Origin of the sequence: Bacillus sp. FJAT-52991 (assembly GCF_037201805.1) — a bacterium.
In the GTDB taxonomy this organism is placed as follows: domain Bacteria; phylum Bacillota; class Bacilli; order Bacillales; family Domibacillaceae; genus Bacillus_CE; species Bacillus_CE kandeliae.
The window spans coordinates 752,999-778,343 of the sequence record NZ_CP147404.1; the positions used below are offsets into that span (position 1 = coordinate 752,999).

At 40.8% G+C, this 25,345-nt stretch carries 23 protein-coding genes, 1 pseudogene and 1 riboswitch; of the genes and pseudogenes, 11 read left to right on the plus strand and 13 right to left on the minus strand.

All coding sequences use genetic code 11. From position 1 onward, the window contains the following. Window positions 1-65: 65 nt before the first annotated feature. Complete coding sequence (locus WDJ61_RS03890) at window positions 66-386, minus strand: thioredoxin family protein (RefSeq protein WP_338753313.1); 321 nt, start codon at window positions 384-386, stop codon at window positions 66-68. A 95-nt stretch (window positions 387-481) separates the two neighbouring features. Here WDJ61_RS03890 and queF point away from each other — a divergent pair, with 95 nt between their 5' ends. Then, on the plus strand, window positions 482-979 hold the full coding sequence (gene queF / locus WDJ61_RS03895; RefSeq protein WP_094834220.1) for a preQ(1) synthase: 498 nt from the start codon (window positions 482-484) through the stop codon (window positions 977-979). A gap of 167 nt (window positions 980-1,146) precedes the next feature. On the opposite strand, the gene WDJ61_RS03900 is transcribed toward queF, so the two are convergent. Next, window positions 1,147-1,347, minus strand: coding sequence for a cold-shock protein (locus tag WDJ61_RS03900; protein ID WP_338753314.1), 201 nt, complete (start codon window positions 1,345-1,347; stop codon window positions 1,147-1,149). A 295-nt stretch (window positions 1,348-1,642) separates the two neighbouring features. Here WDJ61_RS03900 and WDJ61_RS03905 point away from each other — a divergent pair, with 295 nt between their 5' ends. After that, window positions 1,643-2,299: a pentapeptide repeat-containing protein gene (locus tag WDJ61_RS03905; RefSeq protein ID WP_338753316.1), complete on the plus strand. Its 657-nt coding sequence runs from the start codon at window positions 1,643-1,645 to the stop codon at window positions 2,297-2,299. Window positions 2,300-2,566: 267 nt separating this feature from the next. Here WDJ61_RS03905 and WDJ61_RS03910 read toward each other — a convergent pair whose 3' ends face one another. From WDJ61_RS03910 to WDJ61_RS03920, 3 genes are all read right to left on the minus strand, one after another. Continuing rightward, the gene (locus tag WDJ61_RS03910) at window positions 2,567-2,737 is read right to left on the minus strand and encodes a hypothetical protein (protein WP_338753317.1); all 171 of its coding nucleotides are present in this window, start codon (window positions 2,735-2,737) and stop codon (window positions 2,567-2,569) included. A gap of 412 nt (window positions 2,738-3,149) precedes the next feature. Continuing rightward, window positions 3,150-6,593 carry a methionine synthase gene (gene metH, locus WDJ61_RS03915; RefSeq protein ID WP_338753319.1) on the minus strand — a complete coding sequence of 1,148 codons (3,444 nt, stop codon included), beginning with the start codon at window positions 6,591-6,593 and terminating at the stop codon, window positions 3,150-3,152. After that, window positions 6,571-8,436, minus strand: a complete 1,866-nt coding sequence (locus WDJ61_RS03920) for a bifunctional homocysteine S-methyltransferase/methylenetetrahydrofolate reductase (protein WP_338753320.1) — start codon at window positions 8,434-8,436, stop codon at window positions 6,571-6,573. The genes metH and WDJ61_RS03920 overlap by 23 nt, the downstream gene beginning before the upstream one ends. A gap of 76 nt (window positions 8,437-8,512) precedes the next feature. Continuing rightward, a riboswitch (SAM riboswitch) is annotated at window positions 8,513-8,623 on the minus strand. A gap of 310 nt (window positions 8,624-8,933) precedes the next feature. Here WDJ61_RS03920 and WDJ61_RS03925 point away from each other — a divergent pair. From WDJ61_RS03925 to WDJ61_RS03935, 3 genes are all read left to right on the plus strand, one after another. After that, window positions 8,934-9,836, plus strand: a complete 903-nt coding sequence (locus tag WDJ61_RS03925) for a DMT family transporter (RefSeq protein ID WP_338753321.1) — start codon at window positions 8,934-8,936, stop codon at window positions 9,834-9,836. Window positions 9,837-10,118: 282 nt separating this feature from the next. Beyond that, entirely contained in the window at window positions 10,119-10,523 is a 405-nt protein-coding gene (locus WDJ61_RS03930) for a PaaI family thioesterase (protein WP_338753322.1), read from the plus strand. 92 nt (window positions 10,524-10,615) lie between these two features. Beyond that, the gene (locus WDJ61_RS03935; protein ID WP_413789083.1) at window positions 10,616-11,692 is read left to right on the plus strand and encodes a nitric oxide synthase oxygenase; all 1,077 of its coding nucleotides are present in this window, start codon (window positions 10,616-10,618) and stop codon (window positions 11,690-11,692) included. Between the two features lie 251 nt (window positions 11,693-11,943). Here WDJ61_RS03935 and mreBH read toward each other — a convergent pair whose 3' ends face one another. From mreBH to WDJ61_RS03950, 3 genes and pseudogenes are all read right to left on the minus strand, one after another. Beyond that, entirely contained in the window at window positions 11,944-12,951 is a 1,008-nt protein-coding gene (gene mreBH / locus WDJ61_RS03940) for a rod-share determining protein MreBH (RefSeq protein ID WP_338754695.1), read from the minus strand. Between the two features lie 164 nt (window positions 12,952-13,115). Next, window positions 13,116-14,043: pseudogene (locus WDJ61_RS03945) on the minus strand (RNA-guided endonuclease InsQ/TnpB family protein); the annotation flags it as partial. Window positions 14,044-14,397: 354 nt separating this feature from the next. Beyond that, the gene (locus WDJ61_RS03950; protein WP_338753324.1) at window positions 14,398-14,907 is read right to left on the minus strand and encodes an acyl-CoA thioesterase; all 510 of its coding nucleotides are present in this window, start codon (window positions 14,905-14,907) and stop codon (window positions 14,398-14,400) included. 188 nt (window positions 14,908-15,095) lie between these two features. Here WDJ61_RS03950 and argF point away from each other — a divergent pair, with 188 nt between their 5' ends. Both argF and WDJ61_RS03960 read left to right on the plus strand, forming a co-directional pair. After that, window positions 15,096-16,046, plus strand: a complete 951-nt coding sequence (argF, locus tag WDJ61_RS03955; protein ID WP_338753326.1) for an ornithine carbamoyltransferase — start codon at window positions 15,096-15,098, stop codon at window positions 16,044-16,046. Window positions 16,047-16,291: 245 nt separating this feature from the next. Continuing rightward, window positions 16,292-17,197 carry a LysR family transcriptional regulator gene (locus WDJ61_RS03960; RefSeq protein ID WP_338753327.1) on the plus strand — a complete coding sequence of 302 codons (906 nt, stop codon included), beginning with the start codon at window positions 16,292-16,294 and terminating at the stop codon, window positions 17,195-17,197. Window positions 17,198-17,282: 85 nt separating this feature from the next. On the opposite strand, the gene WDJ61_RS03965 is transcribed toward WDJ61_RS03960, so the two are convergent. Continuing rightward, on the minus strand, window positions 17,283-18,521 hold the full coding sequence (locus tag WDJ61_RS03965) for an aminopeptidase (protein WP_338753328.1): 1,239 nt from the start codon (window positions 18,519-18,521) through the stop codon (window positions 17,283-17,285). Between the two features lie 130 nt (window positions 18,522-18,651). On the opposite strand from WDJ61_RS03965, the gene WDJ61_RS03970 reads away from it, so the two are divergent. Then, the gene (locus WDJ61_RS03970; protein ID WP_338753329.1) at window positions 18,652-19,041 is read left to right on the plus strand and encodes a hypothetical protein; all 390 of its coding nucleotides are present in this window, start codon (window positions 18,652-18,654) and stop codon (window positions 19,039-19,041) included. Window positions 19,042-19,057: 16 nt separating this feature from the next. Here WDJ61_RS03970 and WDJ61_RS03975 read toward each other — a convergent pair whose 3' ends face one another. Further along, window positions 19,058-19,507 (minus strand): Rrf2 family transcriptional regulator, encoded by a 450-nt coding sequence (locus WDJ61_RS03975; RefSeq protein WP_338753331.1) that lies wholly within the window; start codon window positions 19,505-19,507, stop codon window positions 19,058-19,060. Between the two features lie 166 nt (window positions 19,508-19,673). Here WDJ61_RS03975 and hmpA point away from each other — a divergent pair, with 166 nt between their 5' ends. The 3 genes from hmpA (at window position 19,674) to motB (ending at window position 22,560) form a co-directional block, all read left to right on the plus strand. Next, entirely contained in the window at window positions 19,674-20,849 is a 1,176-nt protein-coding gene (gene hmpA, locus WDJ61_RS03980; protein ID WP_338753332.1) for an NO-inducible flavohemoprotein, read from the plus strand. 159 nt (window positions 20,850-21,008) lie between these two features. Next, window positions 21,009-21,800 (plus strand): flagellar motor stator protein MotA, encoded by a 792-nt coding sequence (gene motA, locus WDJ61_RS03985; protein ID WP_338753333.1) that lies wholly within the window; start codon window positions 21,009-21,011, stop codon window positions 21,798-21,800. Next, on the plus strand, window positions 21,793-22,560 hold the full coding sequence (motB, locus tag WDJ61_RS03990) for a flagellar motor protein MotB (RefSeq protein ID WP_338753334.1): 768 nt from the start codon (window positions 21,793-21,795) through the stop codon (window positions 22,558-22,560). The genes motA and motB overlap by 8 nt, the downstream gene beginning before the upstream one ends. 27 nt (window positions 22,561-22,587) lie before the next feature. Here motB and WDJ61_RS03995 read toward each other — a convergent pair whose 3' ends face one another. From WDJ61_RS03995 to WDJ61_RS04005, 3 genes are all read right to left on the minus strand, one after another. Beyond that, entirely contained in the window at window positions 22,588-23,097 is a 510-nt protein-coding gene (locus WDJ61_RS03995; RefSeq protein ID WP_338753336.1) for a C40 family peptidase, read from the minus strand. Window positions 23,098-23,324: 227 nt separating this feature from the next. After that, a complete protein-coding gene (locus WDJ61_RS04000; protein ID WP_338753337.1) occupies window positions 23,325-23,546 on the minus strand; it encodes a DUF1128 domain-containing protein in 222 nt (73 codons plus the stop codon). Window positions 23,547-23,825: 279 nt separating this feature from the next. Continuing rightward, on the minus strand, window positions 23,826-25,184 hold the full coding sequence (locus tag WDJ61_RS04005) for a sodium:alanine symporter family protein (RefSeq protein ID WP_338753339.1): 1,359 nt from the start codon (window positions 25,182-25,184) through the stop codon (window positions 23,826-23,828). Window positions 25,185-25,345: the final 161 nt, after the last annotated feature.

Here is a 25,345-nt window from a genome sequence, read left to right on the forward strand (position 1 = left end):
TTCCCCTTTCGTACAACTACTATTTTACATCAAATGGACGAAAGTGAGAATTTTTAATTTATTTTTTACATTAATTCAACAATTTTTTTTATGGAATGCTCGAGTTCTCCCATTGGAATGAAGCGAGCTTTACGGAACATTTCTTTGCCTTCAACGAAGAAAATAATAACTGGAATCGTGAAAATGGCGTATTCTCCGGCAATTTCAGGCACATCATCGGCATTGACATGTAACATTTTCACTTGTGGATAGTTCGTTAACAGTTCCTCCACTTGTGGTAAAACAGCATGACAAACCGAGCAATTGGGTCGTGAAATATAAAGTAAAGCGACTGTATGTTCATTTAATTTCTCATGAAGGGTAGAGAGGGATGCGATCTTTTCCAAGAGGATGACCTCCTTTTTTATTTTATTATACTATAGGGGGTATGTTAGAGCAAGAGCAATGGCTTTATAATACCAATAGACAAGGAGGAGTTAATATGGCAGGAAGAAAAGAAGACGAATTACAAGACATCACCCTTTTAGGCAATCAAGGGACAACATATAAATTTGCGTACGACCCGTCGATTCTCGAAACATTCGACAACAAGCACCAAAATCGTGATTACTTCGTGAAATTCAACTGTCCAGAGTTCACAAGTCTATGCCCAATGACCGGACAACCTGATTTTGCGACGATCTACATCAGCTACATTCCAGATGTAAAAATGGTCGAAAGTAAAGCGTTAAAGCTATATTTATTTAGTTTCCGTAATCACGGTGATTTTCATGAGGACTGCATGAATATCATCATGAATGATCTCATTGAACTAATGAACCCACGCTACATCGAAGTTTGGGGCAAATTCACGCCACGTGGTGGTATTTCCATTGACCCATACACAAACTGGGGTCGTCCTGGAACAAAATATGAGCAAATGGCGGAGTACCGCATGATGAATCATGATTTGTATCCGGAGAAAATTGATAATCGATAGAAATGATTAGTGATGACAAGGCTACTATGCTATGCTATACTAACCTTACCATTTACTATTACTTGTTTCGATATTCCCCTATTCATTCGTGAGTAGGGGGTTTTTAGGTTCTATTAAAAGAAAAAAAACAGACTCTACGTGTAGAGTCTGTTTATATATGGCAGCAATTATGCTTTTTGAACGTTAGTCGCTTGTAATCCACGTTGACCTTGTTCAGTATCAAATGTTACAGCTTGACCTTCGTCTAAAGATTTGTAGCCTTCACCTTGGATAGCTGAGAAGTGAACGAATACATCGTCTCCGCCTTCACGTTCGATAAATCCAAAACCTTTTTCTGCATTAAACCATTTCACTTTACCTTGTTCCATTATTGTTTCCTCCTCGTGTGCTGTACACACATTCTGTTACTATCCTTGCTCTCAAACCTTCCAGACGGAAAGTTGTAACACTTACCAATTATTACTGAACAAAAATAATTCTACTTAAACATAACACACAATGTTATACAATACAAGAATAAACAAAATATGGTTATTCTAAAAATTCAGGATGCTGATGGCGTTTGCAGCCGAATAAGTAACAGCGTTTAGATATAGAGATTTCAAAATTCATCGAGGGTATATAATCAGCTGTGGTATCCTAGTATAAAAAGAAGGTGATCGAATGACTAATCTATTTAAAATCCAACAACCGAAGATTCCACAAAATTTAATTTCAGCTAGTTTTGAAGAGTGGAAAGAGGATCGTTATTTTAATAAATGTATCATTAAAGATTGTGCCATTAAAGATTGTGCCATTATAGGGGAAGAGATTGAGCGGCTGAAGTTTGATCAAGTCGTTTTTGAGAATGTTTCTTTTGTTGATGTGAATTTTCGATTTGTTGAATTGGTCGATGTTGTTTTTAATAAATGTGATTTGTCCAATACTGAATTTTGTAACGGGAGTGTTCATCGAGTAGAGTTTAAACACTCTAAAATGTTAGGTTTGAATTTGGCTGATGCGACGTTGCGTAATGTGGTGTTAGAAGAGTGTCAAGCGAACTTTGCTTCGTTTAGCTATGCTGAATTGAAGCAGGTGAAGTTTCTGCAATGTGCCATTCAAAGCGGAGATTTTTATGAATGTCAGTTGGATAAAGTGCAATTTAATCAATGCAATTTAGATGAAGCCAACTTTGAAGGCACGTCACTTAATGGAATCGACCTTAGTAGCTGTGAATTTCACGAGCTTAAGGTTTCAGCAGAAAAATTAGCAGGATGCACCGTGTCTGAAGAACAGGCCATCGCTTTTTCTCGATTATTAGGCTTGAATATCAAAGAATAGTCTGAAAGTGCTCGTAAGGTCAAAGAAACGAGTGTAAAGTCGAAGAAAGTGCTCGTAAGGTCAAAGAAACGAGCAGAAAGTCGAAGAAAGTGCTCGTAAGGTCAAAGAAACGAGTGTAAAGTCGAAGAAAGTGCTGGTAAGGTCAAAGAAACGAGCAGAAAGTCGAAGAAAGTGCTCGCAAGGTCAAAGAAACGAGTAGAAAGCCAAAGAAAGTGCTCATAAGGTCAAAGAACGCCAAGCTACCCCTAAAAAAGCTACTTCACTGTTTTATAAATTTTCATTTTGTTGACCGATCTCTTTACTGGCGATGATTTCATTGGCATCCTTTAAGTTTTCATATTTATCTACAGAGTTGCCGCGAGCTTGTTTGACGTCAGAATGAATCGTGATTTGTGGATCATGTGAAATTGGTTCAGTTAGTTTCATTTTTTTCTTCATCTCATCATCTCCTTAATGGTAGTGTGAGCTGAAGCGTTGTAATTATGCAAAAAAAAAAGCAGACGCTTGTTGTCTGCTTTTTTGATGCCTTCCGCTTTTCTTGTCCAGCTTCAGGTGCTATCGGCCCGAGGTCAAAAGCCAATCCGACCAAAAGGTTAAAGAGCAACCTTTCAGCCAGCTCGTCTTTTGCTTGTCGCCGATGAACGAGCGCCTTTCGCTTTTTTCTTTGTCGCTCCAAAACAGTCGGCTCCGCTTTTCTTTATTGTCTAGCTCCAGGTGCCAGCGACTAGTGAACTTCCTCGCTCCTCCTTGCGATAAGTCAACATCGATTCACTAGCGTTCATCGTGTTTCCTTTATCTTGTGCGGAGCGTTCCAGTTCATACATCGCTAAACGGCACCTTTCGCTTTTCGTTATTCCACATTAAAGTACCTTGCATCTGGATGTGCGAAGACAATTGCTGATACTGAGGCTTCGGGTTCCATCATGTAGCCTTCGGTGAGGTGGACGCCGATGTCTTCTGGCTGCAATAATTTAAATAGTTTTTCTTGGTCTTCTAGATTCGGACAAGCCGGGTAGCCGAAGGAGAAGCGCTGGCCTTGGTATTTGGCGGCGAAGCGTTCTCTCATGGTGAAGTCGACAGGGTCCGGGAAGCCCCATTGGTCACGTATTTCTTGGTGAATGCGTTCAGCAAAGCCTTCCGCAAGTTCTAACGCAGTGGATTGGATGGCATGGCTTTGCAAGAATTCACCTTTTTCTTTGAATTTGGCGGCTTGGTCACGAACACCGAAGCCAGCGGTGACGACAAACAGACCAACATAATCCATTTCACCGCTGTCGACCGATTTTAAATAATCGGCTAAGCAAAGGAAGGGCTCTTTTTGCTGACGCGGGAAGGTGAAGCGTTCGATTTCGGTTTTAGCATCCGCTGGGTCGTAAATGATCACATCATCCCCATTGGATTGAGCCGGAAAAAATTGATACACGCTTGCTGTTTTTAACAGACCTTCTTGTAAAAATCCATCGACTGTTTCTTTTAACAGGATGGCACGTTCATCTTTTTCCGCCAGTAATTTTTCCACTTTGCCTTTTAAACCGAGGTGGTGACCGATCAATGTTTGCATATTGATATATGGTTTTAAATGAGCAACAGGATAGTCTCGCTGAATATGCTTCCGCAAGTCACGCGGCTCAAACACAGGGACATCTTGTCGCACTGTTTTTATCGGTTTTTCTAAAACAGCAACAGCTGGTTTCGACGTTTCACGATAGGCTTCAATTTCTTTGCGTTTTTCCTGCTTTTCTGCCAGTTCATTCAATAGCTGTGATTTTTCCGTTTCATTTTGCAGGCGACTTGCAATCGATAATCCATCCATCGCATCTTTGGCGTATAAAACCGGACCTGTGTACTCAGGCGAAATTTTTGTTTCAGTGAAGCGGCGAGATAAGGCGGCCCCACCGACTAAAATTGGCACATCAATGCTGGCTGCTTTCATATCCTGAGCGGTAAGCACCATTTGTTGAGCGGATTTGACAAGCAATCCAGACAGGCCGACCATATCAGGATTTTCCTTTTTAATCGCTTCAATTAATTCGGATGGTGTCACTTTAATCCCAAGGTCAACGACTTTAAAGCCGTTATTGCTTAAAATAATATCGACAAGGTTTTTTCCGATGTCATGCACATCGCCTTTAACAGTAGCGAGGACGACTTTTCCTTTGCCGTTGTCATTTTCTTTTTTCTCCATATATGGCTCTAAAAAGGCGACAGCCGCTTTCATTACTTCGGCACTTTGCAATACTTCGGCCACGATTAGTTGGTTGTCGTTAAATAGCCGTCCAACCTCGGCCATTCCTTTCATCAGTGGGCCGTTAATAATATCAAGCGGTGTGTCATACATTGTAAGTGCCGCTTCTAAGTCAGGAAGTAACCCTTCTTTCGTTCCTTCAACAACGTAATAGGCGAGGCGTTCCGGTACCGTTTTCGGAATGTCTTCTTCTTTTTTTTCCTTCTTTTTATCTCGGTAAAAGTCGGTAAAAGCTGCTAAAGTGTCATCATTCGTATCGAATAACAGCTTTTCTGCCAGTTCAATCTCTTCTTTTGGGATCGAGGCGAAACGCTCCAGTTTTTCAGTGTTAACGATCGCGTAATCGAGACCGGCCTGCGTACAGTGATATAAATAGACGGCATTTAACACTTCACGGCCGACAGGAGGGAGGCCGAATGATACATTGCTGACACCGAGTACAGTTAATGCTTTGGGTAACTTTTCTTTAATGAGGCGAATGCCTTCAATCGTTTCTTCGGCGGAACCGATATATTGCTCATCACCTGTGCCGACAGGGAAGACGAGCGGGTCAAAAATAATATCCTCTGGAGCGACTCCCCATTTATTCACAAGCAGATCATAAGAGCGGATCGCCACTTCCAGTTTGCGCTCGCGAGATACGGCCATGCCAGTTTCGTCAATTGTACCAACAACAATGGCTGCTCCGTATTTTTTAACGAGTGGAAGAACAGCTTCAAATCGTTCTTCACCGTCTTCTAAGTTAATCGAGTTAATGATGGCCTTCCCTTGTGAATATTTCAGCGCTTTTTCAATGACGGTTTCATCTGTTGAATCGATGACGAGTGGTACTTTTACTTTTTTCACCACTTCTTGCATGAAGTTTTCCATGTCTTCCAGTTCATCTCGATCCGGATTGGCGAGACAGATGTCAATAACATGAGCGCCCCCCTTAACTTGGGCGCGAGCGATTTCTGCCGCTTCTTCAAATTTCCCTTCGATGATCAGCCGCTTAAATTTTCGTGAGCCGATGACATTCGTTCGTTCTCCGATAAATAAAGGTCTCATCGTGTCGTCGTATAAAAGGGGTTCAATCCCGGATACGGCATGGTCATGCGGATGCTTTGGCCGCGGACGAGGAGGGAGGTCCTTCACCGCTTCTTTCATTGCCCGAATATGCTCGGGTGTCGTGCCGCAACAGCCGCCAACAATATTGATCCAGCCTTTTTCTGCAAAGCCTTTTAGTTTTTGAGCTAAAGAGTCGGGTGATTCATGATAGCAGCCGTCTTCATCGGGAAGGCCGGCATTTGGATAACAGCTAACAAAGCTGTTGGACAAAGCGGAAAGGGAGCGGATATGATCAGTCATAAATTCCGGTCCTGTCGCACAGTTTAAGCCGACAGAGAGCGGTTGGATATGCTCAATCGAAATATAGAAGGCTTCAATATTTTGCCCCGCAAGCGTTGTCCCCATCGGTTCAATCGTGCCGGAAATCATCACAGGGAGTGTTTTTCCAGTTTGTTCAAATGCCCGTTGAATGCCAAGGGTGCCAGCTTTGACATTGAGCATATCTTGACTCGTTTCCATTAATAGTAAGTCAGCGCCGCCATCAATTAACGCAACGGCTTGCAGTTCAAAGTCTTTGCTAAGTGTTTCAAAGTCGATGCCGCCTGTGACAGATAATGTTTTTGTCGTTGGACCTATTGCCCCAGCTACATAGCGTGGGTGCTCTGGTGTGGAAAAATCATCCACGCATTGGCGAGCAATTTCAGCGGCGCGTCGATTAATTTCATAGGTATGCTTTCCAAGGCCGTATTCATTTAAAACAAGCTCGGTACCACCAAATGAGTTTGTTTCGATAATATCGGTGCCGGCTTCAAGGTAGGCCCGGTGAATGCGATCAATCACATCGGGGGCGGTGATATTTAAGTATTCATTGCAGCCTTCATATTCTTCGCCACCGAAGTCATCAGCCGTTAAATTGGCTTGCTGAAGCATCGTTCCCATCGCCCCGTCAATGATGAGTATGCGTTTTTCTAGTTCTTTTTCAATTGGATGTGGATTGGACATGAGCGATCCCTCTTTCCTTTATTTTTCCATCAAGTTGTTCAATGTAGTTGATTAATTGAATAGACATTTCATAGCGTAAAAAAGGTGTGATCAAATAAATGCCGTTAAACAGCTTAGCGGCTGTGTCGATGAGTTCTTTAGCAATGTTGACTCCTTCACGAGCGGAAGCTTCTCGATCTCCTTCGCATGCCTTCATTCGTTGGAGTGTTTCATCCGCCAGTTTAATGCCAGGCACTTCATGATGAAGGAACTCGGCATTTCTTGAGTTTGTTAAAGGCATGATGCCGATAAAAATAGGTGTCGGCAAATGCTTCGTTGCTTCGTACACTTCGATGATTTTTTCCTTTGTAAATACAGGTTGGGTAATAAAATAATCGGCCCCGCATTCGATTTTTTTCTCCAGTCGCTTCACCGCTCGGTCGAGCACACGCACATTTGGATTGAAGGCAGCGGCGACGGAAAAATTTGCTTTTTGTTTAAATGGTTTTCCGGAAAAAGATATGCCTTCATTCATTTGTTTAATCAATTGAATGAGTTCTAAGCTTGATACGTCATAAACAGAAGTCGCCCCTGGGAAGTCGCCAATTTTTGTCGGGTCGCCAGTGATTGCTAGCACATCATGCAAGCCTAGTGCATGCAATCCCATTAAATGAGATTGCAGTCCGATCAAATTGCGATCGCGGCATGTTATGTGGACAAGCGGGCGAATATGATGGTTCATTTTCAATAGGGACGCGATGGCGAGGTTGCTTACTCGCGGGGAAGCCAGTGAATTATCTGCCATCGTCACAGCTGCGATGCCTGTTTCGTGAAGAGCTTTAGCCCCTTCAATATATGCATTTGTATCCAATTGTTTTGGTGTGTCTAGTTCAACAATAATCGTTCGTTCCGTTTTCACTTTTTCATGTAGGCGTGGAAGTGACGGAGCGGCTGTTTCTTTAATGATAATTGGTTGTTCCGCTTTCACTTTTTTTTCGGTGATGGGAGGGAGACCAGCGAGCGCCTTTTTCGTCGCTTCGATATGTTTTGGCGTCGTCCCGCAACACCCGCCGATTAACCGAACTCCTTCATTGCGAAGTTTTACCGCCGCTTGCCCGAAGTAGTCTGCTTCTGATTCATAAACAATTCGCCCGTCCTCTACATCTAGTAGACTGGCATTTGGATAAGCAGATAGAAAGGCTTTCTCTGGCAGTGCCACTTCTTCTAACGCTTGAATCGTATGATGAGGACCGAGCCGGCAGTTTACTCCAACGATATCCGCTCCTAATCCTTCGAGATGATGAAGCGCCTTATTTAGTGCCATACCGTTTTGAAGTACACCCGGCTCATGCATCGATACTTGGGCAATGAGCGGAAGATCGGTAAGGGGGCGAATCATTTTCAACACGGTCGTTAACTCATCAAAGTCATAATACGTTTCAAAGAGGAGGCCGTCCGGTTGTTCTGATAAAAGACTGTCCGCTTGTTCACGAATCGCTGCTTCAATTTCTGTTAACGTCACGCTGCTTTTACGCATGCCACGTATGCCGCCAATTGTTCCTAGCACAAAGCGACCATTTGGGGCTACCGCTTTTTTGGCAATTTGCATGGAAGCTTTATTCAATTCTCGCACGCGATGCTCTAAGCCATAACGAGCTAGTTTATAGGCATTGGCCCCATAGGAATTCGTTTGAATGACATCGGCCCCTGCTTTTATATAATCAAGGTGAATTTGTTCAATCACTTCTCGTTTTTCCACATTTAATTCTTCATAGCAAAAATCAATTCCATATGAATAAAGCAGCGTTCCCATCGCTCCGTCTGCGGTTAATACTTCATGTTTCAACCGATCTAAAATGCTCATTTCATTCACCCTCCCTAAAAAATAAAAAAGCCTTCTTAAAAAATAAGAAGGCTTTATAGTCGTCGATAGCTATTCCTTCTTATCTTTCAAACGAACAAAGTCGTTTGCTGGAGTTAGCACCGGGCCGGCAGTCGGCTGGTTGCTGAAGCGTCCTAGGGCCAGTACCCTCAGCTTCTCTTGATAAGAAATACGTTATTTAATTGATAAAGACATCATAGCTGTTGCACAAAGAAGAGTCAAGAGAATATTTAGAATTTTGATTTATTTTCTATTGTAAAAATAGCGTGTGAAATGGGAAGTTTCTGAGTTTTGGAACTTTCAGAAATGCCATTGCTGAACATGATTTAGAGGACTATACTTGCATTAATTTAGCATCTTGATAAATCAAAAATTACGTAATGATCAAGCTCCAAACTTCAAACGTTCGGAGCCATTATTATGCCTGAAAGCATAATGAATGGTGCGGAGCTAGTGATAGATTTAAGGAGGAAACTAAGTTGAATCAGCTTCGTTATTCTTTATTCGTCTTATTAGGAGCTTGTAGCTATGGCTTGCATTCATCGTTAGTTAAACTGACGACAAATGCAGGCTATCAGGCGGAACAGGCGACTGGTGCTCAATATTTTTTTGGATTGCTTTTATTATTAGTGGTTGTGTTGTTTACGAAACGAGTGAAATTAAATATGAAACAGATTGGCTCATTGTTGGGTCTTGGGATTTTACTAAGCTTAACAGGTGTGTTTTATGCGACTAGTATCGAACAATTATCAGCTTCTATGGCAATTGTTTTACTCTTTCAATTTACTTGGATCGGTATTGTCATTGAGTCTATTTATTTAAGAACATTCCCATCGAATTTAAAGTTAATTTCGATTGTTTTTCTATGGGGAGGCACATTGTTAGCTGGAGGCCTTGTATCCGGTCATATGGATTGGATGAGCGAGACAAAAGGACTCGTGTTTGGCTTTTTAGCGGCTGTTACGTTTGCTTTATTTATTTTCTTTAGTGGAAAAGCAGGGAAAGGGGTACCGACGATTCAAAGAAGTTTAATCATTACGGCCGGCGGATTTTTGACCGTATTATTATTTGTACCGCCTACATTTATTGTGGATGGAACGCTTACTGGTGGTCTATGGAAATATGGCTTGCTCGTTGGGCTGTTCGGTGTAGTCTTACCAGTGATTTTGTTTGCGATTGGGACACCGCATATTGATTCTGGAACGGCAACGATTGTTGGAGCAGCAGAATTACCAGCTGCCATTTTATCAGCTATGCTTATTCTTGGTGAACAGATTACTCCGGAGCAGGCAACTGGTGTGTTATTGATTTTAATTGGAATTGTCGTTCCACAGTGGCGTTCAAAAAAAGCAACGCATCCGAAGAAAGTGTATATGAATTGAGGAGGCTGTCTTATAAGACAGCCTCGTTTTTTTATTGGATGGGGGGGATTAGTCGGTAAAGCGTCTTTATTGGTCGGAATTGTGAGACAATCAGTCGCAAATCACTCCGAATTGGGCGGAGATCTTGAAAAATCAGTCGCGAATCGCCTCCAATCAGTCGCCCGCTGATTGAGGCCACGCTCAACCTCTTTTTTTAGCGATCGTAAATGCCCTTATTTTTGCAGGGTTTTTAGTGCGATTAAAGAATTAAAAAGGTAGGAACAATGAAAGGATGATCGAGCAGTGGCTACAACATTAGAATTGATAAAAGAGGATTTTAAAAATAACTCATTTTTTCAGTATATTGGATTTGAAATTGTCGAGTTTGAGGAGGATCGGGTGAAGATCAAGCTAGATATTAAAGAAGTGTTATTGAATACGAATGGTACTCTACATGGAGGCGTTTATGCGACGATGCTTGATTTTATTCAAGGAATGCTGCTTCGGGCGGTAACAAAGGAAAGATGCGTGACGACTAATTTAACGACTCATTTTCTTGGTAGTGTATCCTCGGGCGAAATATTTGCTGAAGCAATGATTCTTCAGCTAGGATACAAACTTGCTTTTCTTGAAGGGGAAATAACAGATACGGACGGACGGCTACTTGGGAAAGCAACAGGGACATTTAAGATCATTCGAGAAAAGTAACATTTTTTCAACAAATTGTCGAAGGATAGATGCGGGAAAAAATGATATACTTTCAGTAAAAGCAATCTATTTAAGGTGGACCACGAATGAATATGCAACTTTGGAACGATGCGAGGTTTTTCATTGAACAATGTTACCAAGAATTAAATAAGTCGGAAGTTGAACGAACAAAGCGTTTGCAAGAGATTAAAAAGGAAATCGAAACGACCGGAAGTTATGCTCACACATATGAAGAGTTAGTACATGGTGCGCGAATGGCTTGGCGCAATAGTAATCGTTGCATTGGTCGCTTGTTTTGGCAAACGCTTCATGTGTTTGATGAAAGGGAGGCACGTACAGAAGAGGACGTATTCCAAGCACTTGAGAAGCATGTTGAGTATGCTACAAATGACGGCAAAATTCGCCCTGTTATTACTATATTTCCACCATCTGTGCCAAATCGAGAAGATGTGCGGATTTGGAATCATCAATTAATGCGTTATGCCGGCTATGAAACAGAGGCAGGGAGCATTGGTGATCCTTCGTCAGTGGACTTTACGAGGCAATGTGAAAAACTAGGATGGCAGGGAAAAGGCACGAATTTTGATTTGCTGCCATGGGTGGTACAAATTGGCAGTAAGTCTCCCGAGTGGAAGGAAACACCAAAGGCGTTGATGAAGGAAGTTGAACTTGTTCATCCGGAATTCCCGTGGTTTCGTGAGCTTGGTCTGAAATGGTATGCAGTACCGATCATTTCTGATATGAAGTTGGAAATTGGTGGTTTAGAATACAAGTCTGCTCCATTTAATGGCTGGTATATGGGAACAGAAATTGGTGCGCGTAATTTAGCAGATGAGTTTCGATATAATTTGCTTCCGGTCATTGCTGAACGAATGGAGTTAAATACAAGCAAGGCATCGGCACTTTGGAAGGATCGAGCGCTTATTGAATTAAATGTGGCTGTGTTGCATTCTTTTAAAGAAGCGGGTGTCAGTATTGTCGATCATCATACAGCGGCTCAGCAGTTTAAAGTTTTCGAACAAAATGAGGAGCAAGCAGGACGAGCATTAACGGGAGATTGGACATGGTTAATTCCACCGATTTCGCCAGCTGCGACTCATATTTTTCACCAGGAATATCATGATACCATTCAAACACCGAATTACTTTTATCAAGACAAACCGTATTAATTTACAGGGAGGCTAACCATCATGGAAGGCCTCTTTTTAGTGAATGTCATGATAAAAAATAGAAGGATGGAAGAGTAAATAAGGTGATGTCTTTACATGGGGATGTACGTTTAATGAGAGAGAAACTCGGGTGACAAGGGATGAACAAGGTCGATGGAGTGTGCAAGAGAGAGGATCTCAAAAGAAAAGAGATCTGATCCCGAGCAATTTTCGGAGTCAGACCTCTAGTGAGACAGTCTCTAGATTTCTCATTAGCTTTTCGCTTTTTGTAGAGCTTTCAACACATGTAAAGAGCGACCGGTCCCAATAGCCACCGATTCTAACGGATTAGGTGCGAGGTGAACAGGGATGATAATTTCTCTGCTAATCCATTCCTGCATTCCTTTTATTAAGGCGCCGCCTCCACTTAAGACCACACCTCTGTCAACAATATCTCCACTAAGCTCTGGTGGACAGGTTTCTAATGTCGTCCGAATGGTTTCTAAAATGGTAAGCAATGCCTCTTTTATCGCCTTTTGGATTTCATACGAACTCACTTCGATGGTTTTTGGCAATCCCGTCAAAAGATCACGACCGCGAACAGCCATCTTTTGTTCCTCATGCTCAATCAAGGCATAGCCAATCTCCATTTTAATATTTTCAGCAGTCCGTTCACCAATGAGTAAGTTGTAAGTTTTTTTGATGTATAGGACAATATCTTCATCAAGTTTATCACCTGCAAGGCGGATGGAATTACAAGTCACAATTCCTCCATAAGAAATGATGGCGACTTCTGTCGTACCGCCACCAATATCTACAATTAAATTAGCAATGGGTTCTTCTACTGGCAAGTCGGCTCCAATAGCAGCAGCGACAGGCTCTTCAATTAAATGCACTTCCTTGGCCCCACTACTTTTAATGGCATCTTCAATCGCTCTTTTTTCAACAGAAGTGGCTCCTGAAGGTACACAAACGACAACAGTCGGTTTTCGCAAATTTAACCCCAACTCTTTACCCGCTTTTCGCATCAAACCTTTCAGCATCTCTGATGTGATATCAAAGTCGGCAATGACGCCATCCTTCATTGGGCGAGTAGCAACAATGCGACCAGGTGTTTTCCCAATCATCTCCTTTGCATCAGAGCCAACCGCTAACACCTTTCTTGTCTGTTGATCAATGGCAACAACAGATGGTTCATTAACAATAATCCCTTTATCTTTACTATAAACCAATAAATTGGCGGTTCCTAAATCAATCCCAAGTTCTGCTTGTCCAAACATCATACATACCGTTGCCAAAACCTTATAAAAATCTATAAAGCCTTGTTTACTTCTTGCTTCAAACGTGCCTGCTTTTGCGGATGTTGCTTGCTACTCACATTTGATAGGACACTCCACAAGCGTAAATTCGGGCACAAGGAACCCTACACATGGGCCACGTCTTGTTAGTGACCGATGGCTAATTTTCCATAGTTAGCTAAATTCACTGCCGCGTTTAAGTCTCGATCCATTTCGTTTCCGCACTCATATTTGTAAGTGCGATCAGAAAATTTTAAATCTTTCTTGATCTTCCCACAAGAGGAACAGGTCTTAGAAGAGGGATAAAAACGATCCGCCTGTATGAACTCAATCCCGTATTTCTCGCATTTGTACTTCATTTGTCGGATAAACTCATACAGCTTTTGATTGGCTACTGCTTTCGCTAAGTGACGATTTTTCATCATTCCTTTAATGTTTAAATCCTCCATCAAAACCTTACATGGCTTGGTTTTGATGGAGATGATTCATGCGAGTATTCGTTAATCGTCTGTGCAGGCGTTGAATGTGCTTTTCGATTTTTATAATGTTGCTCGTTTTGACAAACGATTTCCCCTCCTTATTCCTTTCATATTTGCGAGAAACTTTGCGTTGCAACCGGCGTAAACGCTTCTCGGTCTTACGTACAGCTTGTGTTTTGTTCATATTTTTAAACACTTGTCCGTCTGAACAAACGGCTAAGTCTTTGGTTCCTAAATCAATGCCGATGACCGTATCGGTTAACTCTTGTTTAGGCTGTTCTTGTTCGATCCCGACAGCTAAATACCAATACTTTTTATCAAAAGTGATTCGGGGATTGGTATATTTCACACCGATGGGAAGAGGTTTTGCTGTCTGAACCCAGCCTGCTTTTTCAAGCCTTACATAGCTACCTTCTACTTTTAACTTCACGTTATCGTTATAAAAGCTAGGACGAGATTTCTTTCGAGACTTAAATTTCGGGAACTTGCTTTGATCTTTGAAGAATTTCTTATAAGCGTCACAGGCGTCCTTTACCGCTTGTTTAGCCACATTGTTGGAAACGTCGTTGAGCCACTTGAAATTCTGTAGATATTTATAAATTCACGTCAACTTTTATTGTCCTCTAATATCAACTCCTCTAAGTATAGAGTCGGTTCAAGATTACTGTATAGGGGACAATATATGGAAAAATCTATATTACAAATTCATGAGAATTATAACAGTTCTTCGCTTTAGTCAGGTCAAAGGTCTAAGCTATTATGGATATAAATACCATGATTACTGTTATCGAAAATTAATATTTGTAACCGAATATTGTCGTATTTGCCGTTTGAAGTGTTGTGTTTATTTTATAACAAGAGGATAAGTTCTTAGGGAAAAAGTGTGGCTTTCATTCAAAAAACAACCGCTTGAAAGGTGATCTTTCAGGCGGTTGTTAGAACAAATAGCTTATTCTTCTGAGTTAGCGAAGAAGTCGGCTAGTTCTTTGCTATATTTTTTACGGGCTTTCCGATGCCCAGCACGGTTCACAGCTGTCTCATTTAACCATTTTTCCTCTTTTGATTCCGGTACTACTTCAGGAACTGTGACAGGTTTTCCGTTTTCGTCTAATGCAACGAATGTTAGGAAGGAGAGAGCAGCAACTGATGATTCTCCTGTTAATAAGTTTTCTGATAAAACCTTTACAAATACTTCCATACTTGTGGTCCCTGTGTAAGAAACCATCGCTTCTAGTGTGACAGCATCACCGACACGAATTGGCTTCAAAAAGTCTACGGAATCGGTAGAAGCAGTTACAACAGGCTTTCTCGCTAGTTTCGTCGCTGTGATTGAAGCGATATCATCAATATAGGCCATTAATTTTCCACCGAATAGCGTACCATGATGGTTTGTATCGGGTGGGAGCACGTAGCTTGTTTTTATAGATAATGTGTCTTTCATTAATCTTTTTTCCCTCATTGTTGTCACCTCTTCAATTGTGTCTACGGATTAGTATACATGAAATGAGCAAAAATCTATCACTTTCAGAAAAAGTGAAAGAATTCAGAATTTAAGGTTGTATTTTAATTCTTTTTAATGTATAAATATTAATAAGCTCAAATACAGGAACGACGTGGATAACGTTTAAATAGAAAGGTGAGAGAAGAATGGGGACTCAAACAATGAAGACAGATAATATGCATGGACTAGACTTTTTAAAGTTAATCGATTTTTCTTCGGAAGAGATAGCAGCACTTATTGAATTAGCAGATGATATGAAAAAAAATAAAGAAAAATACCTTGATAGCTTAAAGGGACAAATTCTTGGGATGATTTTTGAAAAGCATTCGACTCGTACGCGTGTTTCTTTCGAAGCGGCGATGCTTCAACTTGGCGGGCATGCGATGTTTTTAAGTTCTAATGATCTTCAAGTGGGACGCGGCGAAACGATTGAAGATACAGGAAAAGTATTATCCGGTTATTTAGATGGAATTATGATTCGTACCCATAGCCATTCAAGAATTGAAGCATTGGCTGAGGCGGCGAGTATTCCCGTCATTAATGGCTTAACGGATTTATATCATCCTTGCCAGGCGTTGGCCGATTTATTAACTGTTTATGAATTAAAAGGTAGCTTTAAAGGAAATAAAATGGTGTATATAGGAGATGGAAATAACGTTGCTCATTCGCTTATGATTGCTTCGGTGATGGTGGGAATGGATTTCGCGTTAACGGCACCAGTAGGTTATGAAGCCGCTCCTCAAGTAGTAGAAATAGCACAAAAAATTAGCGAGCAAACAGGGGCGAAATTGACATTTACGGAAGATCCGTTAGAAGCGGTGAAAGGGGCCGACTTCATTTACACGGATGTATGGACGAGTATGGGACAGGAGGAGGAAGCGAAGGAGCGCTTACAAGTGTTTGCTCCTTATCAAGTGAACGACCAACTAATGGCAGTTGCGAATCCAGATTGTAAATTTATGCATTGCCTTCCTGCTCATCGCGGAGAAGAAGTATCAGCAAGTGTGATGGATGGAGAGAAGTCCGTTGTGTTCCAGCAAGCGGAGAATCGGATGCACGCACAAAAAGCGGTACTTTATAGCTTAATGAAAAAATAATAGCCAATGGCCGGGCAGTCACATGTCCGGTCTTTTTCGTTTTGGTGGTACAATAGAAAATAAAGTGAAACTTCAATCATTGGGGGTTTTCTTCATCCCCCAATGATTGTTAGTTGAACGGATCGGGCATTTACGGGCTGTTGATCTCCCACCTACATGTCTGCGCTTCTTCTGCCATGTTGAGGTGGGGCCTTACAGCCCGTTAATGCGGGATAAAATTAGTGAGCACTGTAAGAGGTGAAGACATGGAACTTCGTCAAATCAAATATTTTATGGAAGTGGCGAAAGAAGAGCATGTAACAGAAGCGGCTTATCGGCTGCATGTTGCTCAGTCAGCCGTCAGCCGGCAAATTGCCAAGCTAGAGGATGAACTTGGTGTCGATTTGTTTTTACGTGAGGGCCGAAATGTCAAACTAACCTATGCTGGGAAAATATTTTTACAGCATATCGAATCGGCGATGAATGAGATCGATAAAGCAGTGGCCGCAGTCAATGATTATTTAAATCCTGCAACAGGAAAAATCCGTCTCGGTTTTCCGAATTCGTTAGCGACAAAGACATTACCGCGAGTGATTTCTGCTTTTCGAAAGCAATATTCAGATATCGGCTTTGACTTTCATCAAGGTTCCAACAAAGAATTAAGAGATCTAGTCCAAGAAGGCGAGATCGATATTGCCTTCGTATCACCAGTGCCAGAAAAAGCAGCCGACATCGATACACATGTGTTTTTTTCGGAACGAATGCGAGTGCTTCTACCAAGCCAACATCCATTAGCTAAACAGGAAACAGTCAATTTAAGAGAGCTGAAAGATGATCAATTTGTTCTTTTTCGCACCGGGTATGATATGAGAAAGCTCGTCCTTGAAGCGTGCCAACAAGTCAATTTTGAACCGCACGTCGGCTTTGAAAGTGAAGATATTTATACGATTAAAGGGCTTGTCGAAGCGGGCCTCGGTGTGACATTGTTGCCGGAAACATTGCTTGTAGACCAAACACCACATGGGACTGTGAGCCTGCCCATTAGTATACCAATGATTGCTCGAACTGTTGGCGTCATCATCACAACAGTAAGAGAGCTGCCGCCATCAGAAAAAATGTTTTATCACTTTTTGATCGACTACTACAAGCGATTGAATCAATTTAGTTTGTAGTGTGATGGGGGGCGGGAAGGCTGAACACCTTATCGTTCAAGAAAAGAAGCTGTCTCGCTTGCTTATGAGACAGCTTCTTTCTATGTTAAATTCCTTCCGCCCAGTTGCCGTTGCGGAAAATTGCTTCTTTTTGTCCATCAGCTGTGATACCGTCGATGTTCATTTGTTCCGAACCAATCATAAAGTCAACGTGTGTGATACTTGTGTTTAACCCATTTTTTTCGAGTTCTTCTTGAGACATCGTTTTACCTCCTTCAATACAGAAGGCATAGGCACTGCCGATTGCTAAGTGATTAGAGGCATTTTCATCAAATAAGGTGTTGTAAAAAAGAATGTTTGACTCAGAGATTGGCGAATGGTGCGGGACAAGCGCGATTTCTCCAAGGTAATGTGAACCTTCATCCGTTTCTACGAGCTTCTTCAACACTTCTTCGCCTTCTTTTGCCGTCACTTCTGTAATGCGGCCATTTTCAAACGTGATAGTGAATTCATCGATGATGTTACCGCCATAGCTTAATGGCTTTGTGCTAGACACGCGACCATTCACACCGGTTTTGTGAGGAACAGTAAAGACCTCTTCAGTTGGCATATTGGCCATAAATTCATCGCCTTTTTCATTGATGCTGCCAGCTCCGACCCATAAGTGACCTTCAGGCAAATCAATTGTTAAGTCAGTGCCTGAAGCTGTGTAGTGAAGCGATTTGTAGCGTTTGTTATTTAAATAATCAACCTTTGTATGCAGGGTTTGATCATGCTGTTTCCAAGCTTCAACTGGCTGATCGGCGTCCGCGCGTACCGCTTTAAAAATTGCGTCCCATAAAGCAGGAACCTGCTCTTCTTGAGGGAGATCCGGGAATACCTTTTGTGCCCAAGCTTCGGATGGAGCAGCAATGACACACCAGCTCACTTTGTCAGACTGAATAAATTGACGGTATTTATTCAATGCTTGCCCAGTCGCTTTTTGGAAGTTTGCAATTCGTTCAGAATGGACACCTTTTAACAAGTCGGGGCTAGAAGAGATGACTGACATAAAGGCAGCCCCTTCTTCGGCTAATTCTTCAAGCATTTGTGCTCGCCATTTAGGGAACTCGGTAAAAGCTTCATCAGGAGCAAGGTCATATTTTAACCGAGTAACAGTGTCATCGCTCCATTCTACATTGACGTGCTTCGCGCCAACTTCATATGCTTTTTTCACAATTAAGCGAACAAATTGTACGGAGTCGGTGGAGGCATTGATGACCAAAGTTTGTCCTGTTTGAATATTGACACCAACTTTAACAGCTAACTCCGCATATTTTTCTAAAGTTTGTTGGAAACTTGTCATATACATTCTCCTCACAATAGCAGTTTTCATAATTGTATCAATAAACAGATCGATAGCAAATGATTATACTTATCATGTTGATTTTCGCTATAATCATACATGAGATGAAGAATAGAAAGAGGGGAAAAGCGTGGCTTATCATGTATTGTTAGTTCGGTTTGCAGCTATTTTTGGTTTCATTGGTGCAGTATTAGGTTCACATATGGCAGGAGCTGGATCTTATGCTGTTCGTCCGATTCACGCCCACATTTTAGTGGTTGGGTGGTTAAGCTTATTTGCTTTTTCAGCGTTTTATCGGATGTATAAAGTACCAAAAGGATCAAAGCTGGCAGGTGCCCATGTGTGGAGTGCGATCATTGGGACAATCGGCTTGACGGTTGGAATGTGGCTTTATACGGTGAAACCTTTTGATTTGCCACAGACATTTACGATGGTCTTTTATATTGTGGGAGGCACCATCTTATTAATTAGCTTTTTATTATTTGTGTTTGTGGCATTTAAATACAGTAAAGAAGATTAAAAAAATCCCGGAGAGTTTATGACTCTTCGGGATTTTTTTGGAATAAGACTTTTAGCATGTTTGGTTCATCCGCAATATCTTGTAACGTGTATTGATCAAGAACAGCAAGATAGGCTTGCAGTGCTTGGAAAAGAACGTGCTTCAATCCGCAAACAGAGGTAATAAGGCATTGATTCGTTTCCTTATTAAAGCATTCCACTAAATGAAAATCATCTTCTGTTTGCCGCACCACTTGCCCGATGTTAATGTCCTTTGGAGACATGGCGAGTCGGATGCCACCGCCGCGACCTCGAATGGTTTCAATCAAGCCTATCTTGCCAAGTTCATACGTTACTTTCATTAAATGATTTTTAGATATTTTGTAGGCTTCTGCTATGTCTTTAATATTAGCTAGCTCATTTTGCTCTTTAGAGGCTAAATAAATGAGTACTCGTAAAGAATAATCTGTGTAAAGCGTTAGTCTCATTAACAATCACCACGAATCGTTTAATATTTCCATTATATACTGCAAATCTGATCATCTCAAAGAAATGTGAACATTTCTTTAAAGATGTATTTAATATATTGCTTTTATTCTCGGCATAATATATAAATAAGATGTATTATAAATACTACTTTAATGGAGGCACAATATGTTATCAGAAAAAACAATTGAAATTGTCAAAGCAACTGCTCCAGTACTTGAAGTAAAAGGAAAAGAAATCACAACTTATTTTTATAAAACGATGTTCGCGGATCATCCCGAATTATTAAATATTTTCAACCATGCCAATCAAGAGAAGGGACGCCAACAAACAGCTTTAGCGAATACAGTGTATGCGGCAGCGAAATATATTGATCAGCTAGAAGTGCTCATTCCAGCGGTGAAGCAAATTGGCCATAAGCATCGCAGTTTAGCGGTTAAGCCAGAGCATTATCCAATTGTAGGAGAATATTTATTAAAAGCCATTAAGGAAGTGCTTGGTGAGGCAGCAACGGATGATATTATTAACGCATGGGCCGAAGCATATGGCGTGATTGCCAAAGTATTTATTGATGTAGAAGCGGAAATGTATAAAGAAGCAAGTGAACAATCAGGAGGATGGTTGGATTTTAAGGAGTTTGAAGTCGTTGATAAAAAAGAGGAAAGCTCCATCATTACATCTTTTTACTTAAAACCAAAAGATGGCGTCAAACTTCCATCTTATTTACCAGGACAATACATTACCATTAAGCTTCAAATCCCTGGAGAGGAATATATTTTAAATCGTCAATATAGCTTATCTGCTGCGCCAGCTCATGATTATTACCGCATTTCTGTGAAAAAGGAAATGGAGCAAAAACCTGAAGGTAAGATGTCTAATTATTTACATGAACATGTGAGCATCGGTGATACCGTTGAAGTAAGTGCACCAGCCGGCGATTTCCACTTAGATATGGAAAGCAAAGCTCCTATTGCTTTGATCAGTGGGGGAGTAGGTATTACACCAATGATGAGTATGCTTGAAACACTAGCTGTAGAGAAAAGTGATCGTCCAGTTGTCTTCATTCATGCTTCTCGCAAGGAAGAAGTTCATGCCTTTAAAGAAGACACGAAGCAATTTATTGAACAGTTGCAAGATGGACGGGGTTACGTTAAATATGAACATATAGATGGCTATATTAGCGAAGAGTTTTTAAAAGATGTTGTGCGCCAAGACAGCATTTGCTATGTATGCGGACCTGCACCGTTTATGGAGGTGATCATCCGCCATTTAAAAGCGAATGGTATAAGTGATGAGCATATTCGATATGAATTCTTTGGACCAGCAATGACTTTGCAAGCATGATTTATTTCAGAAAAGGGATATCCATTCGGGTATTCCTTTTTCATCGTTTTGTTTAGGGTAAATGAAACGAAAGTTTTGGATTTTATGCGAACATCTATGTAAATTTTTAATTTGTATCCGATAAAAGAACTATAAATAAAAATTACAGGGTGAATGCATATGGATAAGAGTTCAATTATTGGAATTATATTGGCGATTATTGCCGTTGGTGTAGGGATGGTGTTTAAAGGTGTGAGTCCGATGGTTCTTTTGAATCCAGCGGCATTGTTAATTATTATATTAGGAACGATAGCGTCTGTCGTCATTGCCTTTCCTGGAAGCGAATTAAAACAAGTGCCAAAGCTATTCGGTATTTTATTTAAAGAACAGCAAATGATGACACCACAAGAGGTCATCACCCTGTTTACAGGTTGGGCTGAGTTAGCACGTAAAGAAGGTTTGTTAGCACTTGAATCAAAAACGAATGAAATTGAGGAACCGTTTTTAAAGAACGGGCTAAGTTTGGCAATCGATGGTCAAACAGCTGATTATATTCGTGATGTGTTAAGTGAAGAGTTGTCAGCAATGGAAGAGCGCCACCAAGTAGGAGCAGGGATCTTTACTCAAGCTGGTACATATGCTCCAACGCTTGGAGTACTTGGAGCAGTTATTGGGCTGATTGCAGCATTGTCCGACATGAGTGATACAGATGCGTTAGGTCATGCGATTTCAGCAGCATTCGTTGCAACGTTAATGGGGATTTTTACAGGGTATGTACTATGGCATCCATTTGCCAATAAGTTAAAACGAAAATCAAAACAAGAAGTCAAAGTAAAAGAAATGATGATTGAAGGTGTACTATCGATTTTAGAAGGAGAAGCTCCGCGTGTATTAGAGCAGAAATTAGCTTCTTATTTGCCAACTGATGAAAAGAAAAAATTCTTAGAAGAAGGCGTTGAAGCAAATGGCTAAAAAAAGGAGAAAGAAACCGGAAAGCGATCATATAGATGAGTCATGGTTGCTACCTTATTCTGATTTATTAACTTTACTCGTTGCTCTCTTTATCGTTTTATTTGCAATGAGTTCTGTAGATGCGCAGAAATTTCAACAAGTGTCCCAAGCTTTCAATGATGTCTTTAAAGGAGGCAACGGGGTAATGGACTATCCAAATACAATGCCTTCAGAGACGATGGATGACGCCGACAATCAATCAACAGAAGAACAATTAAGTGGATTAGGTAAGAAAGACCAAAAAGAATTGTCCGAGATGCAGGAGAAAATGGATGAATATATCGAGGAGAACAATTTACAGGATAAAGTAAAGACCACTTTGAACGGTGAAGGGCTACTCTTGAGTATTCGTGAGAATGTCTTATTTAATTCCGGAGTTGCTGAAGTAAGAGAGGAAGATCGCAAAGCGGCTCAAGAGATTTCTAAACTGCTTGAAATGGAAGTTCCTCGTAATGTTATCATTAGCGGTCATACAGATAATGTTCCAATTAAAAACGATCAATTTGAATCGAACTGGGAATTAAGTGCGATGCGTGCTGTTAATTTTATGAAAGTGATATTAGATAATAAAAATCTCGATCCACGTCTTTTTAGTGCGAAAGGATATGGAGAATACCAACCCATTGCATCTAATGAAACAGCCGAAGGGCGTGCCCAAAATCGCCGAGTTGAAATATTAATCTTGCCCCAAGGAGAAAAAGAAAACAATACAAAAAACTGAACCCTATGGGTTCAGTTTTTTTATTTCTTATTTAATGATGCGTTTAGCACCTAAGTATTTAGATTTCCAGTACTTATTGTTCATATCAATGACAGACACACCATTTTTAGTTGTTACGCCCATAAATTGATTTTTTCCAATATAAATACCTACAAAGCTAGCTTTTTTACTAGGTTTACCAGTTGTGTTGTAGAATACTAGGTCTCCTTCTTTAAGTTTTCCTAGTGCTACATTTGTGCCTTGCTTTTGGATGTCAGCTGAATTGCGAGCTATTTTCACGTTGTTTTTAGCAAATACATGTTGAACATAACCAGAAGCATCAAAGCCTTTTGTTGTTGTACCGCCCTCTTTATAAGGTGTACCTTTCAGCTTTTTTGCATAAGTAACGATGTTTTTAATTTGTTGATCTTTTGTTACTTTTTGTGTTGGTGCCTTAGTAGTTGGTGCCTTAGTAGTTGGAGCTGCTGCCAATGCGCTAGTACCTGCAGAGAACATCATCATTGTAGCCAATCCAAAAGCGAAAAACTGTTTCTTCATTTGAAAAAACCCCCATTTCAAATTTTACAAAAATGTTACAAGTAAATTACGTATATTACTCTACCATAAATTAAATAAAAAGTCTCGAAAAAACTTTAAAAAAATGTGTAGACTTTTGAATTGTTTTTCATCTAGTCTAATGGTTTTATAGAAAAAGGACCTAATCAAAGAATTAGGCCCAATAAACTTTTATAAACGACATAGTGATTACGCGTGTTTTAAACAGTCTATTTTCTTAAATTTCCAAGCTCTTCTGCGATAGCTTGCATTTCACTTGGACTGAAATGACTTTTTCGCTGAACCATTTCATAAAGATCTCTTAAATCTTCATAAGAAGCTTCGCCAAAATGATCTGGCTTAATAGCCCCTACATTTACCATTCGTAGCTTAGTCGTAATTTGCTCAATCATAAACTCAATATTCTCAGACGACTTTACAGAAAGATCCACCGTTCTCTTCATCCTCTCGAATCATTTGTTCATATCATTTCATTATTTTAGCTTCTTGTCAACGTGGTCTTTATCTCGTGCGGATCATTCCAGTTCATACGTCGCTAAACGGCACCTTCCGCTTTTCTTGTCTAGCTTCAGGCGCCAACGACTAGTGAACTTCCATGATCCTCCTTGCGATAAGTCAACATCGATTCACTGGTGTTCATCGTGTTTCCTTTATCTCGTGCGGATCATTCCAGTTCATACGTCGCTAAACGGCACCTTCCGCTTTTCGAGTTAGGCACTTAGTTTTTTGGTTTTTTCTTCGTTAATGGCTTTTAGTACGTTCTTTGTTTCGTGAATGACGACGCCTGATAGGCCAACAATTCCAATCAAGTTAGGGAAGGCCATTAAGCCGTTCATTATATCAGAAAATGCCCAAACGACATCCAGTTTGGCAATTGCTCCCACAAAGACAGCTATAACGAAAGCAATGCGATAGTATTTAACGACCTTTTTGCTGAATAAATAAGAGAAACATTTCTCTCCATAATAAGACCAACCAATGATCGTAGATGAAGCAAAGAATAATAGGCCAAGTGCAACGACATATGCACCAGCTGAACCAAGGAACATTTCAAAGGAAGCCGTTGTCAGCTCGCTGCCTTCAAGACCAGTGTCATATTTTCCTGCAAGAACGATCGTTAATCCTGTAATGGAACAAATTAAAATTGTATCAATAAATACTTGTGTCATAGAGACAAGGGCTTGTCGAGCTGGCATATCCGTTTTTGCCGCTGCTGCCGCAATTGGTGCAGAACCGAGACCAGCTTCATTCGAGAAAACACCTCGTGCCACCCCGTAACGAATGACCGCACCAACCGCACCACCAGCCACAGCATTCCCAGTAAAGGCATCTGAGAAAATAAGAGCAAGGGCTGCTGGAATTTCACTAATATTCATAAATAAGACGATCAGACCTGCCACAAGATAAAATAGAGCCATAATGGGTACGAAAAACGCAGTCACTTTTCCGATACTTTTGATTCCGCCTAAAAGAACTAAGGCAGTGAAAACAGTAAGGGCTACACCTGTGACCCACGTCGGAATGTTAAAAGTGGAATCTACAACACCTGCGACGGAATTTGCCTGCACAAGGTTACCAATTCCAAAGGCAGCCATGGCACCGAATGCAGCAAACATGACACCAAGCCATTTTTGATTTAACCCTCGTTCTAAATAATACATTGGGCCACCGGACATTTCGCCGTCTTCATCTTGTACACGATATTTAACCGCTAAAACGGCTTCGGCATATTTCGTAGCCATACCAAAGAAGGCACTCATCCACATCCAAAAAATCGCTCCGGGTCCACCAATTAACACAGCAGTGGCGACCCCGACAATGTTACCGGTACCAACAGTAGCAGCAAGTGCGGTCATTAGTGCTTGGAAATGGGAAATATCCCCTTCAGATTGATGATCCTGACTTTTACTGAAAGCTAGCTTCAGTGAATATGGGAGCAATTTCAATTGTAAAAATCCGAGACGAATCGTTAAATAAATACCTGTACCTACTAATAATATAAGAAGTGGCGGCCCCCAAATCATGTCGCTAATATCTTTCAACACTTCAAGAAGCTTTTCTTGATTCATGCTTTCTCCCCCCTTTTTTTTTATTATATAAGAATATTCTGAAAAAACTAGATATTATGTGAAGAAAAATAAGAAAACATGTAATTTTTGTTAAAAAAACAAATGGAAATCGAGAATCAGCTTGTTTTTGCTTTGTCAAAAATAGATTTTATTAGGTGAAA

Excerpts from the sequence above, each read along its gene's own strand:
- queF (WP_094834220.1), top strand. The coding sequence starts at position 482 with ATGGCAGGAAGAAAAGAAGACGAATTACAAGACATCACCCTTTTAGGC.
- WDJ61_RS03900 (WP_338753314.1), bottom strand. The coding sequence starts at position 1,347 with ATGGAACAAGGTAAAGTGAAATGGTTTAATGCAGAAAAAGGTTTTGGA.
- WDJ61_RS03905 (WP_338753316.1), top strand. The coding sequence starts at position 1,643 with ATGACTAATCTATTTAAAATCCAACAACCGAAGATTCCACAAAATTTA.
- WDJ61_RS03910 (WP_338753317.1), bottom strand. The coding sequence starts at position 2,737 with ATGAAGAAAAAAATGAAACTAACTGAACCAATTTCACATGATCCACAA.
- metH (WP_338753319.1), bottom strand. The coding sequence starts at position 6,593 with ATGTCCAATCCACATCCAATTGAAAAAGAACTAGAAAAACGCATACTC.
- WDJ61_RS03920 (WP_338753320.1), bottom strand. The coding sequence starts at position 8,436 with ATGAGCATTTTAGATCGGTTGAAACATGAAGTATTAACCGCAGACGGA.
- WDJ61_RS03935 (WP_413789083.1), top strand. The coding sequence starts at position 10,616 with ATGCAACTTTGGAACGATGCGAGGTTTTTCATTGAACAATGTTACCAA.
- mreBH (WP_338754695.1), bottom strand. The coding sequence starts at position 12,951 with ATGTTTGGACAAGCAGAACTTGGGATTGATTTAGGAACCGCCAATTTA.
- WDJ61_RS03950 (WP_338753324.1), bottom strand. The coding sequence starts at position 14,907 with ATGAGGGAAAAAAGATTAATGAAAGACACATTATCTATAAAAACAAGC.
- argF (WP_338753326.1), top strand. The coding sequence starts at position 15,096 with ATGGGGACTCAAACAATGAAGACAGATAATATGCATGGACTAGACTTT.
- WDJ61_RS03960 (WP_338753327.1), top strand. The coding sequence starts at position 16,292 with ATGGAACTTCGTCAAATCAAATATTTTATGGAAGTGGCGAAAGAAGAG.
- WDJ61_RS03965 (WP_338753328.1), bottom strand. The coding sequence starts at position 18,521 with ATGACAAGTTTCCAACAAACTTTAGAAAAATATGCGGAGTTAGCTGTT.
- WDJ61_RS03975 (WP_338753331.1), bottom strand. The coding sequence starts at position 19,507 with ATGAGACTAACGCTTTACACAGATTATTCTTTACGAGTACTCATTTAT.
- hmpA (WP_338753332.1), top strand. The coding sequence starts at position 19,674 with ATGTTATCAGAAAAAACAATTGAAATTGTCAAAGCAACTGCTCCAGTA.
- motA (WP_338753333.1), top strand. The coding sequence starts at position 21,009 with ATGGATAAGAGTTCAATTATTGGAATTATATTGGCGATTATTGCCGTT.
- motB (WP_338753334.1), top strand. The coding sequence starts at position 21,793 with ATGGCTAAAAAAAGGAGAAAGAAACCGGAAAGCGATCATATAGATGAG.
- WDJ61_RS03995 (WP_338753336.1), bottom strand. The coding sequence starts at position 23,097 with ATGAAGAAACAGTTTTTCGCTTTTGGATTGGCTACAATGATGATGTTC.
- WDJ61_RS04005 (WP_338753339.1), bottom strand. The coding sequence starts at position 25,184 with ATGAATCAAGAAAAGCTTCTTGAAGTGTTGAAAGATATTAGCGACATG.